Source organism: Gordonia sp. OPL2 (assembly GCF_003797825.1).
GTDB lineage: Bacteria > Actinomycetota > Actinomycetes > Mycobacteriales > Mycobacteriaceae > Gordonia.
On record NZ_RKME01000001.1, the window covers coordinates 473638 to 488802 of the forward strand.

General features: G+C 65.4%; 16 protein-coding genes. 9 read left to right on the top strand and 7 right to left on the bottom strand.

What is annotated here, in order from left to right:
• Nucleotides 1–18 precede the first annotated feature (18 nt).
• Complete coding sequence (locus EEB19_RS02045) at nucleotides 19–1320, bottom strand: ammonium transporter (RefSeq protein ID WP_187582658.1); 1302 nt, start codon at nucleotides 1318–1320, stop codon at nucleotides 19–21.
• Between the two features lie 179 nt (nucleotides 1321–1499).
• On the opposite strand from EEB19_RS02045, the gene EEB19_RS02050 reads away from it, so the two are divergent.
• The 5 genes from EEB19_RS02050 (at nucleotide 1500) to EEB19_RS02070 (ending at nucleotide 6637) form a co-directional block, all read left to right on the top strand.
• Nucleotides 1500–3164, top strand: a complete 1665-nt coding sequence (locus tag EEB19_RS02050) for an ABC-F family ATP-binding cassette domain-containing protein (protein WP_187582660.1) — start codon at nucleotides 1500–1502, stop codon at nucleotides 3162–3164.
• A 492-nt stretch (nucleotides 3165–3656) separates the two neighbouring features.
• Nucleotides 3657–4718, top strand: coding sequence for a diguanylate cyclase (locus EEB19_RS02055; protein ID WP_187582662.1), 1062 nt, complete (start codon nucleotides 3657–3659; stop codon nucleotides 4716–4718).
• A 13-nt stretch (nucleotides 4719–4731) separates the two neighbouring features.
• Nucleotides 4732–5430, top strand: a complete 699-nt coding sequence (locus tag EEB19_RS02060; protein WP_187582664.1) for a ferritin-like domain-containing protein — start codon at nucleotides 4732–4734, stop codon at nucleotides 5428–5430.
• A gap of 80 nt (nucleotides 5431–5510) precedes the next feature.
• Nucleotides 5511–5975: an SRPBCC family protein gene (locus tag EEB19_RS02065; RefSeq protein ID WP_187582666.1), complete on the top strand. Its 465-nt coding sequence runs from the start codon at nucleotides 5511–5513 to the stop codon at nucleotides 5973–5975.
• 254 nt (nucleotides 5976–6229) lie between these two features.
• On the top strand, nucleotides 6230–6637 hold the full coding sequence (locus EEB19_RS02070; protein ID WP_187582668.1) for a hypothetical protein: 408 nt from the start codon (nucleotides 6230–6232) through the stop codon (nucleotides 6635–6637).
• Between the two features lie 8 nt (nucleotides 6638–6645).
• Here EEB19_RS02070 and EEB19_RS02075 read toward each other — a convergent pair whose 3' ends face one another.
• Both EEB19_RS02075 and EEB19_RS02080 read right to left on the bottom strand, forming a co-directional pair.
• Nucleotides 6646–7887: an NAD(P)/FAD-dependent oxidoreductase gene (locus tag EEB19_RS02075; RefSeq protein WP_187582670.1), complete on the bottom strand. Its 1242-nt coding sequence runs from the start codon at nucleotides 7885–7887 to the stop codon at nucleotides 6646–6648.
• 82 nt (nucleotides 7888–7969) lie between these two features.
• Entirely contained in the window at nucleotides 7970–8509 is a 540-nt protein-coding gene (locus EEB19_RS02080) for a DinB family protein (protein WP_187582672.1), read from the bottom strand.
• Nucleotides 8510–8659: 150 nt separating this feature from the next.
• On the opposite strand from EEB19_RS02080, the gene EEB19_RS02085 reads away from it, so the two are divergent.
• Both EEB19_RS02085 and EEB19_RS02090 read left to right on the top strand, forming a co-directional pair.
• Nucleotides 8660–9388, top strand: coding sequence for a DUF6319 family protein (locus EEB19_RS02085; protein ID WP_262365371.1), 729 nt, complete (start codon nucleotides 8660–8662; stop codon nucleotides 9386–9388).
• Between the two features lie 124 nt (nucleotides 9389–9512).
• A complete protein-coding gene (locus EEB19_RS02090) occupies nucleotides 9513–10448 on the top strand; it encodes an NADP-dependent oxidoreductase (RefSeq protein ID WP_187582676.1) in 936 nt (311 codons plus the stop codon).
• 69 nt (nucleotides 10449–10517) lie between these two features.
• Here the strand turns inward: EEB19_RS02090 and EEB19_RS02095 are convergent, their stop codons facing one another.
• On the bottom strand, nucleotides 10518–11123 hold the full coding sequence (locus EEB19_RS02095; RefSeq protein WP_187582678.1) for a TetR/AcrR family transcriptional regulator: 606 nt from the start codon (nucleotides 11121–11123) through the stop codon (nucleotides 10518–10520).
• A 124-nt stretch (nucleotides 11124–11247) separates the two neighbouring features.
• On the opposite strand from EEB19_RS02095, the gene EEB19_RS02100 reads away from it, so the two are divergent.
• Nucleotides 11248–12069, top strand: a complete 822-nt coding sequence (locus EEB19_RS02100; protein WP_187582680.1) for an SDR family NAD(P)-dependent oxidoreductase — start codon at nucleotides 11248–11250, stop codon at nucleotides 12067–12069.
• A gap of 103 nt (nucleotides 12070–12172) precedes the next feature.
• Here the strand turns inward: EEB19_RS02100 and EEB19_RS02105 are convergent, their stop codons facing one another.
• Nucleotides 12173–12409, bottom strand: a complete 237-nt coding sequence (locus EEB19_RS02105) for a CsbD family protein (protein WP_187582682.1) — start codon at nucleotides 12407–12409, stop codon at nucleotides 12173–12175.
• Between the two features lie 177 nt (nucleotides 12410–12586).
• On the opposite strand from EEB19_RS02105, the gene EEB19_RS02110 reads away from it, so the two are divergent.
• Complete coding sequence (locus tag EEB19_RS02110) at nucleotides 12587–13738, top strand: NAD(P)/FAD-dependent oxidoreductase (protein ID WP_187582684.1); 1152 nt, start codon at nucleotides 12587–12589, stop codon at nucleotides 13736–13738.
• Between the two features lie 106 nt (nucleotides 13739–13844).
• Here the strand turns inward: EEB19_RS02110 and EEB19_RS02115 are convergent, their stop codons facing one another.
• Nucleotides 13845–14129, bottom strand: a complete 285-nt coding sequence (locus EEB19_RS02115) for a hypothetical protein (protein ID WP_187582686.1) — start codon at nucleotides 14127–14129, stop codon at nucleotides 13845–13847.
• A 95-nt stretch (nucleotides 14130–14224) separates the two neighbouring features.
• The gene (locus EEB19_RS02120; protein WP_187582688.1) at nucleotides 14225–14983 is read right to left on the bottom strand and encodes a hypothetical protein; all 759 of its coding nucleotides are present in this window, start codon (nucleotides 14981–14983) and stop codon (nucleotides 14225–14227) included.
• Between the last annotated feature and the right edge of the window lie 182 nt (nucleotides 14984–15165).

Genomic DNA, 15165 nt, shown 5'->3' on the forward strand with positions numbered 1-15165 from the left:
ACGATCGACCCGGTCGGATCACCCGCCACCGGTCGGGTGGAAGTCGTACGCGGACTCGGCGTGCTGACCGTCGTCGATGCCGTCGACCTCGTGTTCCCGATCGGCTCGCAGGCCCATCGTGTACTTGAGGGCCAGACCGATGACGCCGGTCGCCACCATCGCGTAGACGAGGACCACGATCACGGCAACTGCCTGGCGCCACATCTGATCGAGCCCGCCGCCGTAGAGGAGTCCGTCGACTCCGGCAGGTGCCGAGTCGGATGCGACCAGTCCGATCATCAGCATCCCGACGACACCGCTCACAAAATGCACGCCGACGACGTCGAGTGAGTCGTCGTAGCGCCAGCGGAACTTCAGCTCGATCGCGTACGAACTGACCGCGCCGGCGACGGCGCCGACCGCGAGCGCCCCGATCGGGGTCACGGCCGAACAGGACGGTGTGATCGCGACCAGCCCGGCGATGACACCAGAGGCGGCGCCGAACGAGGTCGGTCGGCCGTGTCGCGCCCGCTCGACGACGAGCCAGGCGACCATGGATGCCGCGCCTGCACCGAGGGTGTTGACCGCGATCAGCGCTGCCGACCCGTTGGCCTCCAGTGCGGACCCGGCATTGAAACCGAACCACCCGAACCACAGCAGGCCCGCGCCGAGCATGACGAACGGCAGATTGTGCGGTCGCATCGGGTCCTTCGGCCACCCTCGACGCCGCCCGAGCAGCAGGGCGAGAACCAGCGCCGAGGCCCCCGAATTGATCTCGACCGCGGTGCCCCCGGCGAAGTCGATCGCCTTGAGGTGCGACACGATCCAACCACCGTGCTCCTCGGTCAGCCCGGGTGCGCTGAACACCCAGTGCGCGATCGGGATGTAGACGATGACGGACCACAGGGTGGCGAACACGACCCAGGAGATGAAGCGCATGCGGTCGGCGACCGCACCGGCGATCAGTGCCACTGTGACCATTGCGAACCCTGCCTGAAAAGCGACGAAGAGGATCGCCGGGATGGTGCCGACCAGGGGAATCCCGTCGCCCTGCGTCGGGTCGCTGCCAAAGGTGTGCTCGAGTCCGGGAAACGACGAGAAGCTGCCGATGAGGCCGGCGTGGTCGTCGCCGAAGGCCAGCGAGTACCCGAACAGAACCCACACGATCCAGACGATCGGAATCGCCGACAGGCACATCATCATCATGTTCAGCACGCTCTTGGACCGCACCATACCGCCGTAGAACAGTGCGAGTGCCGGCGTCATCAGCAGGACGAGCGCGAACGCGGCGAGCATCCACGCGGTGTCGGCGCTGTCGGGAACCCCGTACTTCGGGAACATGGTTGCCTTCCGTCGCAATCGAGCGACGCGAGTGTATCGACTCGAACACTTTGCGCGACAAGGGGTTCACCGATACCGGCGTCCCGCAATCCGACAATTCCGGCGACTCGGTCAGCTCCGCGGGCCCACGGACGCCACCGGAGGAGCCTCCACCGCGAGCAGGGTGGGACGATGGGCCGATGACCGCAACCCTCGTCGCCAAGGGCGTCGCAGGCGGATACGCCCACCGCACGCTGTTCGAGGGGCTCGACCTCACCATCGCGCCCGGTGACGTGATCGGGGTCGTCGGCGCGAACGGCGCGGGCAAGTCGACGCTGTTGCGCATTCTCGCGGGCGATCTCGAACCGCTCGAGGGAACGGTGTCGCTCGCGCCTGCGGACGCGTTCGTCGGATGGCTCCCGCAAGAACATGAACGCGTGGCGGGCGAGACGGTCGGCGACTACGTCGCCCGGCGGACCGGATGCGCACGGGCGACCCGGTTGATGGACGAGGCAGCCGCGGTTCTCGCGGATCCCTCGCGCGTCGATGGCAGCGTCGATCCGGCCGAGGTGTATTCGGCAGCACTGGAGCACTGGCTGGCCACGGGCGCGGCCGACCTCGCCGACCGGTTGCCCGCGGTGCTGGCCGACCTCGGCCTGGACGACGGGAACGTGCGGCCCGAGGCCACCGTGATGACTGCCCTCTCCGGTGGGCAGGCGGCCCGCGTGGGTCTGGCCGCACTGCTGTGTTCCCGGTTCGACATCGTGGTGCTCGATGAACCCACCAACGACCTCGACATCGACGGCCTGGAGCGGCTCGAGGAGGTCATCCGGGGACTGCGAGGCGGTGTGGCTTTGGTCAGCCATGACCGCGAGTTCCTCGCTCGTAGCGTGACGCACGTCCTCGAACTCGACCTCGCTCAGCACACCAACACGGTGTTCGGTGGTGGATACGAGAGTTATCTCGAGGAGCGCGAGGTCGCTCGACGACACCGGCGTGCCGAGTACGAGGAGTTCGCCGAGAAGAAGGCCGATCTCGTCGCACGGGCACGCACACAGCGCGAGTGGTCCAGTCAAGGCGTTCGTAACGCGATGCGCAAAGCACCCGACAACGACAAGATCCGACGGCGGGCGGCCACCGAGTCGAGCGAGAAGCAGGCCCAGAAGGTTCGGCAGATGGAAAGTCGGATCGCACGCCTGGAGGAGGTCGCCGAACCGCGCAAGGAGTGGGTTCTCGAGTTCACCATCGGGGCTGCGCCCCGCGCGAGTTCCGTCGTCGCGACCCTGAACAATGCTGTCGTGCGTCAGGGTGACTTCGTCCTCGGTCCGGTCTCGCTGCAGGTCGACGCGCAGGATCGCATCGGCATCACCGGACCCAACGGGGCCGGCAAGTCGACGCTGCTGAAGGTGTTGCTCGGTAGGCTCCGACCGGATGAGGGAACCTCGGCGCTCGGGGTCAGCGTCGCGGTCGGCGAGATCGATCAGGCCCGCGCGTCGATCGCCGGCGACCAGTCCTTGACCGACCGCTTCGAACAACTCCTCCCGGACTTCTCGACCGCCGATGTCCGAACCCTCTTGGCGAAGTTCGGGTTACGCGCAGACCACGTGGCACGCCCTGTCGACGCACTCTCGCCGGGGGAGCGGACGCGTGCCGGCATGGCGCTCCTGCAGGCGCGTGGGACGAACGTGCTCGTCCTCGACGAGCCGACCAATCACCTCGATCTGCCGGCGATCGAGCAACTCGAACAGGCGCTGGAGTCCTACGAGGGCGCCCTCCTCCTGGTCACGCACGATCGACGAATGCTGGACCGGGTTCGCCTCGATCGCCACTGGCGGGTCGTCGGCGGACAGGTCAGTGAGAGTTGAGCGCTGTCGGCCGACAACCGCGGCGCCGATTGTCCATGCGGAGGCGAGAACACGGGCAACGCGAGCAATGGTGTTGATTCGCATCAGTTTTCGCCCTCCTCGGAGATATGTGAATCCATGGCTGCGAAATCGCGCGGCCGGGTCACCACCGCTGGGGCCTTTGTGGAATATGTGCGATCAGAGTGTTCCGAACAATTCCACCGCGGAACGCGGACACGGCGACGATCTGCCGAAGTCCTCGACCGCGATAGATCACGCCCTCGCCGTGTAAAGTCGAACACCAGTCGTAAATGGGGGATTGCCGGGACGTGCACCCGCTCGATGTCGTCGATGGTCAGCACACCGGTCCTGACCGAGCGGGTGATCGTCGGCCTGCCGGTACGTGACGCGGAAGGGTGGAAGGCATCTCATGGCGATCGACCCGTGCGGATCGGCGCACCGATGCGTTTCGGTCGCGGGCAAGGTCTACACCCTCGTGCATGAGGTGGGCCCATGAGACATTTCGATCAGCGGACCCTGGCAGTCCTCGGCGCAGAGGTTGGGGCGATCCCTCTGCTGGTCCTCGGGCTGGTGTCGCCGTCGTTCATTGTCCCCGGCCGTTCGTGGGCACTGCTGGTCATCGGTGTGTACACGCTGATCTCCGTTGCCATCACGGCGGCGGTGGGCCGACTCAGCGACAGCCAGTTCGTCGTGCTGAGCTTCGGCGGCATGCTCGGGATCGCGGGGTCGGCGCTTGTCATCGACGACAACGGGTCTGCTCATGCGGTGTTGGTCCTGCTGGCCGTGATACCGGCTCTGGCCGCGATGGATTCGTCTGTCCCCGTGATCGTCGGCTTCGTGACCACCGCGTCGATCCTCGCTGCCACGGTCGTCGCGATCCGTGCGGAGACACCGACCGCGCTGTTCGTCGGCGGTGGCGCGGTCGTGATGGCGATCCTGATTCCCACGTACATGGTGTGGACCTTGCGACAACGATTGCTCATCCTTGTCCAGCAGCAATCGACATTGAGCATCACCGACCCGTTGACCGAGGCATTGAATCGACGAGGATTGTTGACACAATCGCATCTCGTACTCAACAACTGTGCGGGGTCCGATCTGATGATCGGTTTCCTGGTCGCCGATGTCGACCATTTCAAGAAGATCAACGACCGGCACGGGCATTCGGCCGGCGATGCCATTCTCGTGCAGATTGCCGCAACACTTCACGCGTGCGTACCGCCGGGTTCGATCGTGGCCCGCACCGGCGGTGAAGAGTTCGTCATCCTCACCGCGATTGCGGGAAATCACGAGATGTCCGCTCTGGCCGAGCGCCTACGGACCCGGGTCGCGGCGAGCACCGACGTCACCCTCAGCATCGGGGCCGTGTGTATCGATCCCGACCACGCGACGTTGCGTGCCGTCTCCACGCAGGCACTGCTCGATCACCTGTTCCGGCGGGCCGATCGCTGCCTGTACATCGCCAAACGCGAAGGTCGCAACCGGGTGCAGCTCGATCATGGTCCGGTGATCGAACCGGGCCAGACGGTCGATCAGCGGCTCACCCCCTCGTGACGGCCGCACCCCGATGAGCGAGATGCTGTGGTCGGAGGAGTTCACCGACAGGAGTGTCCGCCGGTCGCGACACCCCGATCCGGACTGGGCCCAGGCGTGCCGACTGGATCCGGCGGTGCTCCGAAGTCTGCAGAAGTTCCAGGTCGGCGAGAGTGGGGATGGGGCGAATCTGATCGCCCGGGCATCGTCGACCGGGGATCCGGACTACGAGGTGGCGGTGCGGCTCTTCGTCGCGGAGGAGCAGAACCATGCGCGCATGCTCGCCGAGCTGTTACGGGCAGCCGGTGCGCCGACCATCGGAGCGCACTGGACCGACCGGGTCTTCATATGGAGCCGACGACTCATGGGGTTACGCCTCGAGTTGATGGTGCTCGCCATCGCCGAGATCGTCGCGTTGCGCTACTACCGAGCGCTGGCCGAGGGCGGAAACGACGCGCTGCTGACCGATGTCTCCGAGCGAATCCTCGACGACGAGCAGTATCACGTGCCGTTCCAGTGCCGGCGACTCGTCGTCGAGTTCGACTCACTCCCGAAGCGCGCCCGCCGCCCCGTCCGGCATGCGTGGCGCCTTCTCGCGCTGGGGGTCATCGTGGTCGTGGCGTTCGATCACGGGCCGGCGTTGCGCGCCTGTGGAGTCACCCGTCGAGCATTCGTCACGGACACACTCGCACTGTTCGACGACGCCGTGGCATCGGTGTTCGAGGGCGACTAGCTGCACCGTCGAGGATCCCGTCCAGACCTGTGCAGCCGCCCGTCGTTGCCGATCCTCCGTTCTTTCGGCACGGTGGACATATGAGTGAACAGACGAGCGTCACAGTGGAACGAGTCATCGACCTCCCCGTCGACACCGTGTTCGGTGTGTTGAGCAACCCCGAGCGTCATCCGGACCTCGACGGATCCGGGTTCGTGCGCAGTGTCGACCATGCCGACCGCATCCAGCAGGTGGGCGACGTCTTCACCATGAACATGAACGGCCCGCACATGGGCGGCGACTACCAGACGGACAACCACGTCACCGGATACGCCAAGGACAAGCTGCTCGCCTGGAAGACAGCACCGGCCGGCACCGAACCACCCGGATGGGAGTGGCTCTGGGAGCTGGAGGCGCAGGGGCCCGACGCCACCCTGGTGCGCCACACCTACGACTGGTCAAAGGTCACCGACAAGGACCTTCTCGAGAAGGTGAAATTCCCGCTGGTCTCCGAGGATCAGCTCGAGGACACGCTCGGGAGGCTGGCGGCAGCCGCCACTGGTTAGACCTACTGGTTAGACACCGACGATCGCGCGGACGGGTCCGACTCACCGAGTCGGGCCCGTTTCGCTGTCCGTCGCTCGACCGAATCCCGGTTCGATGGCTCACAAACAGGGTGATCACGTTGCGACACGGAGCGACACCTGCTGCACTGACCGTCAGACGATTCAGAATAGTGAATTCGGTGATCGGGGCCTCAGGAACGAGACCTTTCAGCACTGACGCCCACGACCCGCGACGAAGCGAGTGAGATATGTATGTGAGCACCCGGCGAGTGCTCGACCGCACCGAAGTGCAGTTGCTCGTTGCCGGCGTCGACGCCGCGATCGCGGTCACGCCGTCCGACTTCTTCGAACATGCGACCGGGCTCCCCTCCGAAGCGGTCCATCTCCATCTGCTGATGCCGTTGATCGACATGATCGTCGAGGACCTGGGGACCACCGACACAGAACACGACCCGGCGACCGGGAACGACGGGGCATCCGTGCACATGGTCAGTGTCGATCAGCTTCGACTCGCCCTGCAGTGTCTGAAACTCACGCTGATGTTCGCCGACGAATCCGCCGTCGTCCATACCGGTTTCGACCGTCACGACCTTCGGCGGTTCATCACCTGCGTCGAGCTCACCGGCCACACACCTCGCCACCGCGCGGACGCACGTCGGTGAGCGCCGGTTCAGCCCTGGTCTGACCGTGCGATCAGGTCGCGCATCTTGACGGCCGGGTCGGCCAGCGCCTGGGGATCCACGGGTACGCGACTGCGGATGAGTTTCTTGGCGGCGTTGAAGTCGGCCGGGGCGTTGATGGCCTCGACGGCGACCACGTGTCCCTCCGGCTCGAGGTGAAAGAACGACACAGCGTTCTTACCCGGGGTCTCGCGCGTGACCACCGTGACGTCCGGTGTGGTCAGTCCCGCGATCTTGAGTTTGAGATCGAACTGATCCGACCAGAACCACGGGACCTCATGCTCCTCCGCCTCCTGACCCATGATGGCGGCCACCGCATGCTTGGCGTGTTCCGTTGCGGCAGGGATGGATTCGAGCCGCCGGAGACCGTGGTGCCCGGCGACCGGGCGGCGCGCGACATCGCCGATCGCGAAGATGTCGGGATCACTGGTCCGGCCCTGCTCGTCGGTGATGACCCCGTCGTCGTATTCCAGTCCGGCGGTACGCGGAAGTGCCTCGTCGGGCGCAGCACCGATACCGATGAGCACGGTGCCGCAGTCGATGACCGTTCCGTCGTCGAGCTGCACGCCCGTGACCTCCGCACCGTCGGTCCGCAGCTCCGAGACCGATCGACCGGTGAGGATCCTGGTTCCTCGCTCGCGGTGATAATCGGCGAGCATCGTGGACAGTTCCGAACTCGCGACACGAGCGAGGATCCGATCCTCGCGTTCGATGACGGTCACCGCAACGTCGCGACCGCGCGCGACGGCGGCGACCTCCATACCGACGTAACCGCCGCCGATGATGACGAGTTCACCACCGCGCGACAGTGATCTGTTCAATGTCTCTGCGTCATCGAGCGTTCGCAACGTCACCACCGACGTCGTCCCCTCCGGGGTTCCGGGAAGAGTGCGCGGGTGCGATCCCGTTGCCAGTACGAGCGTGTCGTAGCCGAGTTCACGGCCATCGGCGAGGACCACTCTCTTCGCGTCGGGGCGGATCTGAACGGCCCGCGCTTCGGTGTGCAGGTCGATCCGATTGTCGGTGTAGAACGACTCGGGCCGTAGCAGTTGCTGCACTGAATCGCCGACGAACTTCTTCGAGAGCGGCGGCCGGTGATAGGGGAGATGCTGCTCGTCTCCCACCATCGTGATCGATCCGGTGAAACCGGACTGTCGCAACAGCGCAGCCAGTCCCGCACCGCCGTGGCCGGCGCCGATGATGAGAACGGTCTGCTCCGTGTCTGTGCCCATCGTCATACGGTAGAACCCGACGACACGAGCCAGGGCACACGGGTCGGGGCGATCCGGAGCGGGATCGTCGCAGCCCACATCCTCACGCGTTCGACGTGAACCGTTCGCCGGTGACGTCGAACAGGTGGTGGATGGGATCGTGGATGAAATAGCGGCCCAGGGTCTCCACCGTGAAGGTGCTCCCGTCGCTTCGACGACCGGTCCGCGACAACGCGGTGTCGGGTACCGCCGCGAACCTTTGGGCGAGCTCGGAGCCGTTCGCCTGTAGCTCCTGCAGCACGGTGCTCGGATCTTGCTCGTTGTACCGGTCGGCGATCGCCGTGGCCTCCTGATCCCAGTTCTCGAAGAGTGGGTCGTCCTCCGTCAGCATCATGGTCAGGCGCACGGAGAACCTGTCGAACACGTCGCGGACATGCGCCGCGTACTCGAGTGGCGACCAGGTCGAGTCGTTCGGTCGCAGGCGAGGGGCGGCTCTGCCGAGCACACGGTCCCACTGTGCGGCGTTGTCGACGATCAGCTCCGGAATCCGGCGGAACTCGATGCGGGCGGTCTCGAGCCCACACGCTTCGCAGGGTCGGTCCAAGACCCAGGTCCAGTTCTTCGAGTCCGGCACGATCGACATGAGCACAGGCTAGAGCCAGACTCATCGCGATCATCGCTCGCGCAGCGGCCCGAACCGCAAGTTGGCGCTCGTTTGTCGGGAAATGGCAGTTCATGTGCCTTGGGGATGAGCCCGTGACCCTGGTTCGCACATGTGTGCGAAGATGGTGCCGTGACAGCAGCACGGAGAGGAATCGGGTTGACCACCGACGAACTGGCGGCCCTGGCCGCCGGTCTTGCGGCCGGCAAGAGGATGACGGTCTACCTTCGCGACCCGTTGCCGTCACTTTCCCTCGACGCCGGGACGTCTGCGCGAGTGGTGTCCATCGACGGCTCCACCGTGACGGTCAGTCCGAAGGGCGTCGACGACCAGCTCCCGTTCGAGGCCGAAGAACTGCAGAGGTCCAGGACGACGGCGACCTCGACGGCTCCCCGCCGCAAGCCGGACAGGTCGTCGCCGGCACCTGCGCCGGCTCCTCCGGCTGAGCCTTCGGCGAACCGCACGACGTCGCCGACAAAAGCTGTGCAGCCCACGCCGACACCGGCGACATCACCTGCCACTACGCCGGGGACATCGCCGACGCCCGGACCATCGCGGAATCCTCGCCGGACCAAGCCGTCGACCGGGGCGGTCAGCGTGGTCATCACCTCGACCGCCGACAGCACGTGGACGATCGCGGTGTCCCACGGCGCCAAGAAACAGGGCAAGCCAGTCGAGGTGAGCGCTGATCGGGTGGCGCGCGCGATGCGTGAGCTCGGGGACGAGACCGCGATCGCCGCGGTCGACGGGGTGATCGACGCGGCCCGCGAGGCCGCCCAGAACAAGATCGATGAACTCAGCCGCGACCTCGAGAACGCGCGGGCCGCACTGGCCGCACTGGGGGATCAGGACCGATCCTGACTCGACCGACCTGCGAAGACTTTCGCGCTCGGTGGAGTCAGCCGCTTACGACTCTCATGATGTCGCGGCACAGCACGCCGTGACACGTCGGAATCATTCGATCGAGGAACATGTTGGTGCCCACGTGCGAGCAATCACCTACGACCGCTTCGGCGGCTCCGACGTCCTGGCGCTCTCTGACCTCCCGACGCCGAAGGTCGGCCCTGATTCCGTCCTCGTGCGAGTGCGCGCCTCGAGTGTGAATCCCGTCGACTGGAAGGTCCGCGAGGGCTATCTCGCCGAGGTCCTGGACACCGTGTTCCCGGTCGTGCCGGGGTGGGATGTCGCGGGTGTGGTGGAGCAGGTCGGTTTGGACACGCCCGAGTTCCAGGTCGGCGACGAGGTGTTCGGTTACGTACGCAAGGACGCGGTCGGCGGGGAGGTGGCCGGCGGCACGCTGGCCGAGTTCGTCTCCGCCCCGGTGCGCACACTCGCCCACAAGCCGTCCGCGTGGACGTTCGAGGAGGCGGCAGCTGTTCCACTCGCGGGACTCACCGCCTATCAGACGATTCGTCGAGCAGGCGTGACGTCAGACCAGACGGTGTTGGTGCATGCGGCCGCAGGTGGAGTCGGATCGTTCGCGGTGCAGATTGCACGAACCCTCGGCGCACGAGTGATCGGCACCGCGTCGGAATCAAACCACGACTACCTGAAAAGCCTTGGTGCCGAGCCCATCACGTATGGCGAAGGTCTGGCCGAACGGGTGCGCGAGCTCGAACCCGCCGGGGTCGACGTCGTCCTCGACTACGTGGGTGGCGACGCCCTCGACTCGGTGCCGGACGTGCTGCGCGACGGTGGCACCGTCGCCTCGATCACCGATGCTCGAGCCCGCGACGAGTTCGGTGGGCACTACGTCTGGGTGCGTCCCGATTCCACCGACCTCGCAGAGCTCGCCCGTCTCGGTGAGGCCGGCAGGCTCACACCGGAGATCGCCGAGGTCTTCGAGTTGGCAGACGCGGTGAACGCCCACGAGCGCAGTCAGTCCGGCCACGTTCGCGGCAAGGTCGTCGTCCGCGTCTGACGGTCGACCCCGACACTCGCGCCGATGCGACCGTCAGCCGTCGCGATGCGAGGTCACCCAGTGGCGATTTCACTCAATGCAGGGAAAGGCGAAAGCGCGCAGGGCGATGTCGACGATGGCGTCGGCGTACTCGGGGGTCAGCGGTCCCGAGCGGTGTAACCACCGTTGAAAGACCGGCGCGTAGAGCACTTCCAGCATCAGATCGAGGTCGGCGTCGGGATCGAGTTGTCCGGCCTGCTGAGCACTGCGTAATCGCATCTTCTTCGCCTGATCAAGCGGTTCGGCCAACTTCTCGCGGTACAGGGCGGCGAGGTCTGGGTCATCGGCGATCTGGGTGTTGAGCGCCCGCAGTGGCGCCTCGAAGGCCGGATCCGCGAACTCCGCCACCGTCGCGCGCATGACGGCCTTGAGATCGGCCGCGAGGTCGCCGGTGTCGGGCAGCTCCAGCCCCTCGTCGCCCTCACTCAACGCGAGGAACGCGTCCAGGATCACCGCTCCTTTGCTCGGCCACCAGCGGTAGATGGTCTGCTTGCCGACGCCCGCTCGTGCTGCGATGGCCTCGATCGTCACCTTGGCGTACTCGCGTTCGGACACCAGTTCCCGCGCAGCGGTCAGGACGGCTCGCCGCGACTTCTCGCTGCGACGCGTGGGATCGGGAGTCGAAGTGTCAGCCACCCGAGCAGAATACGTCACCGAAGACGAGACGGTTCGTCTTGACACAGTCCCTCGGCGAACGCATACTCGATCACGAGACGATTCGTCTCGTCTCGTCGGGATCGATCAATGTGGAGGAGTGAGCATGCCGTCTACTCGAGTGTGGTTCATCACCGGCGCGTCGAGAGGGTTGGGGAAGGCGTTCACCGAAGCGGCACTGGCGGCGGGTGATCGCGTTGTCGCTGCTGCTCGGGATCTGAGTCCACTGGCCGACCTCCGCGCCTCATATCCCGATCGAATCATGTTGCTGACGTTGGATGTTCGTGATCCAACTGCCGTGCAGCAGGTCGTGGACGAGGCCGCGGCTGCGTTCGGACGACTGGACATCGTGGTCAACAACGCCGGGACGATGCTGCTGGGCATGGTCGAGGAGGCAACCGAGGCCCAGATCCGTGATCAGTTCGAGGTCAACTTCTTCGGCGCGGTGTGGGTCACCCAGGCTGTCGTGCCGCATCTGCGGTCGCAGGGGTTCGGTCACATCGTGCAGGTGACATCGATGGGGACAGGTGGCGGGTTCGCCTCCACCGGGTTCTACGCGGCCAGCAAGAGCGCTCTGGATTCCGTGAGCCAGGCGTTGGCGATGGAGGTTGCACCGTTTGGGATCACGGTCACGATCGTCCAGCCCGGCAGTTACGGCACGGACTTGTTCACCCGCGGGACGACGGCCACCACGCCCCGCGCCGAGTATGCGCCGCTGCGCACACAATTGAGTGAGATGTGGGGTGAGGATGTCGGACCGGCTCCGAGTACAGCAGCCCCGGTCGTGATGGAGTTGGCCGACCTGCCCGAGCCGCCGTCGCGACTGATCGTGGGCGCCGCATCCTTCGACATGGTGGAACAGATGGAGGCCGCCCGCAGAAGCGAATACGACGCCTGGAAACACCTCAGCGTCAAGGCGCCTGGCTGATCGGGCAGCGGAGCAAGAGAGTCCGGTGTGCGGATCTGTTCCGCACACCGGACTCTCGGTGACTCGCTACGGCGTCTGGACCTCCGTCAAGGCGCCGGACACCTCAGTTCTGTTCGCTTCGCTGACGTTCTTCGTCGACGCGAGCCTCCGCACGAGCCTTCTCCGCTTCGGCTTCCTTCTCCGCAGCTGTGCGTTGCGACTCGGCTTTGTCCTGCTGCGCTTGGCCTTCGCGCGTCATCGAATCCTGTCCGGTGACCGCGCCGACGGCTTCCTTCGCCTTGCCCTTGACGTCCTCGACGACGCCCTTGATTCCCTCGGCCGGACCGCTGTTCTCACTCATCGGTGCACTCCTCGCAGTACGTGGTCACTAGTGGCAGGGCTGTTCACCCTCGCAGTCGTCTGTACCCGGCTCACTCCGCAGTCAAACATCACCCGCACGGCGTCGGATCGCGTGCTCTGGCCGATGTTCTGGCACAGGGCATGTGTTGTGACGACCGAACCGGGTATGGCTGTGGTCATGTCTGAACCGGGGTTGATCGTGCTCGGCAGTGGTCCCGCAGGAATGGCTGCGGCCGAGGCATTTCGTGAGCGACGCGACGACGAACCGGTGCGCGTTCTCACTGCTGACGTCGACATGCCCTACTTTCGACCGCCGCTGAGCAAGGAGTTCCTGCGCGGCGACACCGATGACGTCGCCATGTATCCGTCGTCCTGGTTCACCGAGAACAACGTGGACATCAACCTTGACACACGCGTGACCGAGGTCGATGTCCACGCGCACGCCGTCACCGCCGCCGGCATCCGCCATCCGTACTCTCATCTGATCCTTGCCGGCGGATCCAGTCCGCAACCTCCCGCGATCCCCGGTGGGGAACTGGCGCTCACGTTGCGCTCGCTACAGGACGCGAGAGAATTGCGTGACGTGGCCCGTCGAGCGTCGTCGGCGGTGGTGATCGGGGGCGGGTTCATCGGCTGTGAAGCCGCCGCATCGATAGCAGCAAGAGGAGTGCCGGTCACGCTGGTGGCACCCGACGATCTTCCTCAGCAGCGGCGTCTCGGCACCGAAGCCGGGCGAAAGCTGTTGCGGCTGGTGGAGAATTCGGGCGTTCGTTTCGTCGGCGGTGCCCATGTGCAGGAGATCGGCTCCGACGCCGTCGTCCTGGAGGGCGGCGTGACTCTGGACACCGACCTGGTTCTCGCGGCGACCGGCGTTGCCCCACAGGGCGACCTGGCCTCGCAGGCTGGCCTGTCAGTCGTCGACTCACGCATCGTGGTCGACGCGCATATGAGCACGTCGCACCCCGACGTCTATGCGGCGGGAGACTCGGCACTGGCGACCAACAGCACCGCTGGCCGACCGATCACGATCGAGCATTGGCAGGATGCGTCCGACCAGGGCGCCGTCGCCGGTGCCTGCGCCGCGGGAGCTGAAGACGATTGGGCCGAGGTCCCGGGATTCTGGACGACCATCGGTGCCGACACCGTGAAGTATCACGCGTGGGGCGACGGGTATGAGCGCAGCCGATTGATCGAGCACGACGATGGATTCACTGTGTGGTACGAGGCCGGCGGTGCAGTTGTCGGGGTGCTGACCCACAACGCCGACGACGATTATGACCTGGGGGAGAAGCTGATTCATGCAGCGCGGCCGGCGCCGGTTGCCATGTGACGGAACAGGATCGTCCACCATCGGGAGGAAAACTCGGTGGTGGACAGCGCTGGAGGTCACGACGCTCGGCAAGACAAACGTTGAAGCGAGCGCGAGGTACTTTCAGTTACCGGTAGACTGACTCCACCCGGCCATCGCGCAGTGTCGACCGACGGACCAGCCACGCGAGCACGCCGCCGATCGGAACAATCCATACGACGGCAAGCCAGAACGCACTGCGCTGTAGGCCGATCCGACGGACGACGATATCGACGGACGCGAACATCGACACGACGATCCAGACGGAGAACAAGACGAGCAACCCAAACGCGATGTAGAACGGCCGACTGAAGTCCGCATTGCACGCGGCATCTCTAGCGCATTCCGATAAGCCAGCCTCTGCGAGAAGCATGGAGACACTCTATCCACGGATCGAAAATGAACGGAACGGTTTTCCATACATCAAGACGACGTTCTCAGCGGCTCTCGCCAGATCTAGGACGGGCCTCAGGCAGCGTCCAGCATGGTGATCGATCCGCCGATGCAGCGAAGACTATTGTGCTGCAGCGCGGTTCCGATTCTCGCCAGCAGCTCGACACAGGGCCAGAGCGCTTCTTGTACATCGACACCTCGGACTGTGGTGACATCGAAACAGGTCACCTCGGTGAGCGTAGACGTCCGCCATCCGTCTCCGCGCAGCCATTGCAGATCACGACTGCGCGTCAGCGGGGCCAGCATCAACCTGCGGGGCACGCCCTCGGCGAGGGCATTGGACGCACTACCGTGGCATGCCGTCTTCGTCCACCACAGCACGCCGTCGACGTCGACCTCAGGCATTGTCTGCCCGCCCGGAAGGCTCTCGCGGGCGCGGATGGGGGATGTGCCGAAGACCAACAGTCCGGACGCGCCTATCCCCGTGAGGCTTCGCGCGTCGCCTGGCGGGACTTCGATCGATGCGAGCGCATCGTTGACCGCCTCCGGGACCCACACCGGAGTCAGGTCGTTGAGCACCTCGACAGCCGTCGCCGAGTGCATCACGTTCCCGCAGAGCATGCGGTAAAGAGTGGAATTGTCGAGTTTCTGTGTGACCACCGCGTCAAAATCGGCATCACCTGGGCCGCGGCCGGCGGCGGCGAGTGCGTCCAACTCGGTGGCGTACTCGGCGTCGCGCGCACTGACCATGTCCGCATATGCGACCCATTCGACCGACAGATAGCGATATGCCTGGGTCAGCTCCCGGTGTATTCGGGGCAGACCACCGGACAACCAAGGATGCGTGCGATCAACCGCGCGCCTGCCCTGTGTGCGACCTCGTCGGCCCGATCTCGATGAGTGGTTTTGCCTCGACATGCCGCCAACGATAAGGGAATCGGGCATCGGACCGTGTTACGCATCCACAGGCCAAGCGTCCATCCACAGCGGCAGTGTTCGCGAGCGAATCCATGCCG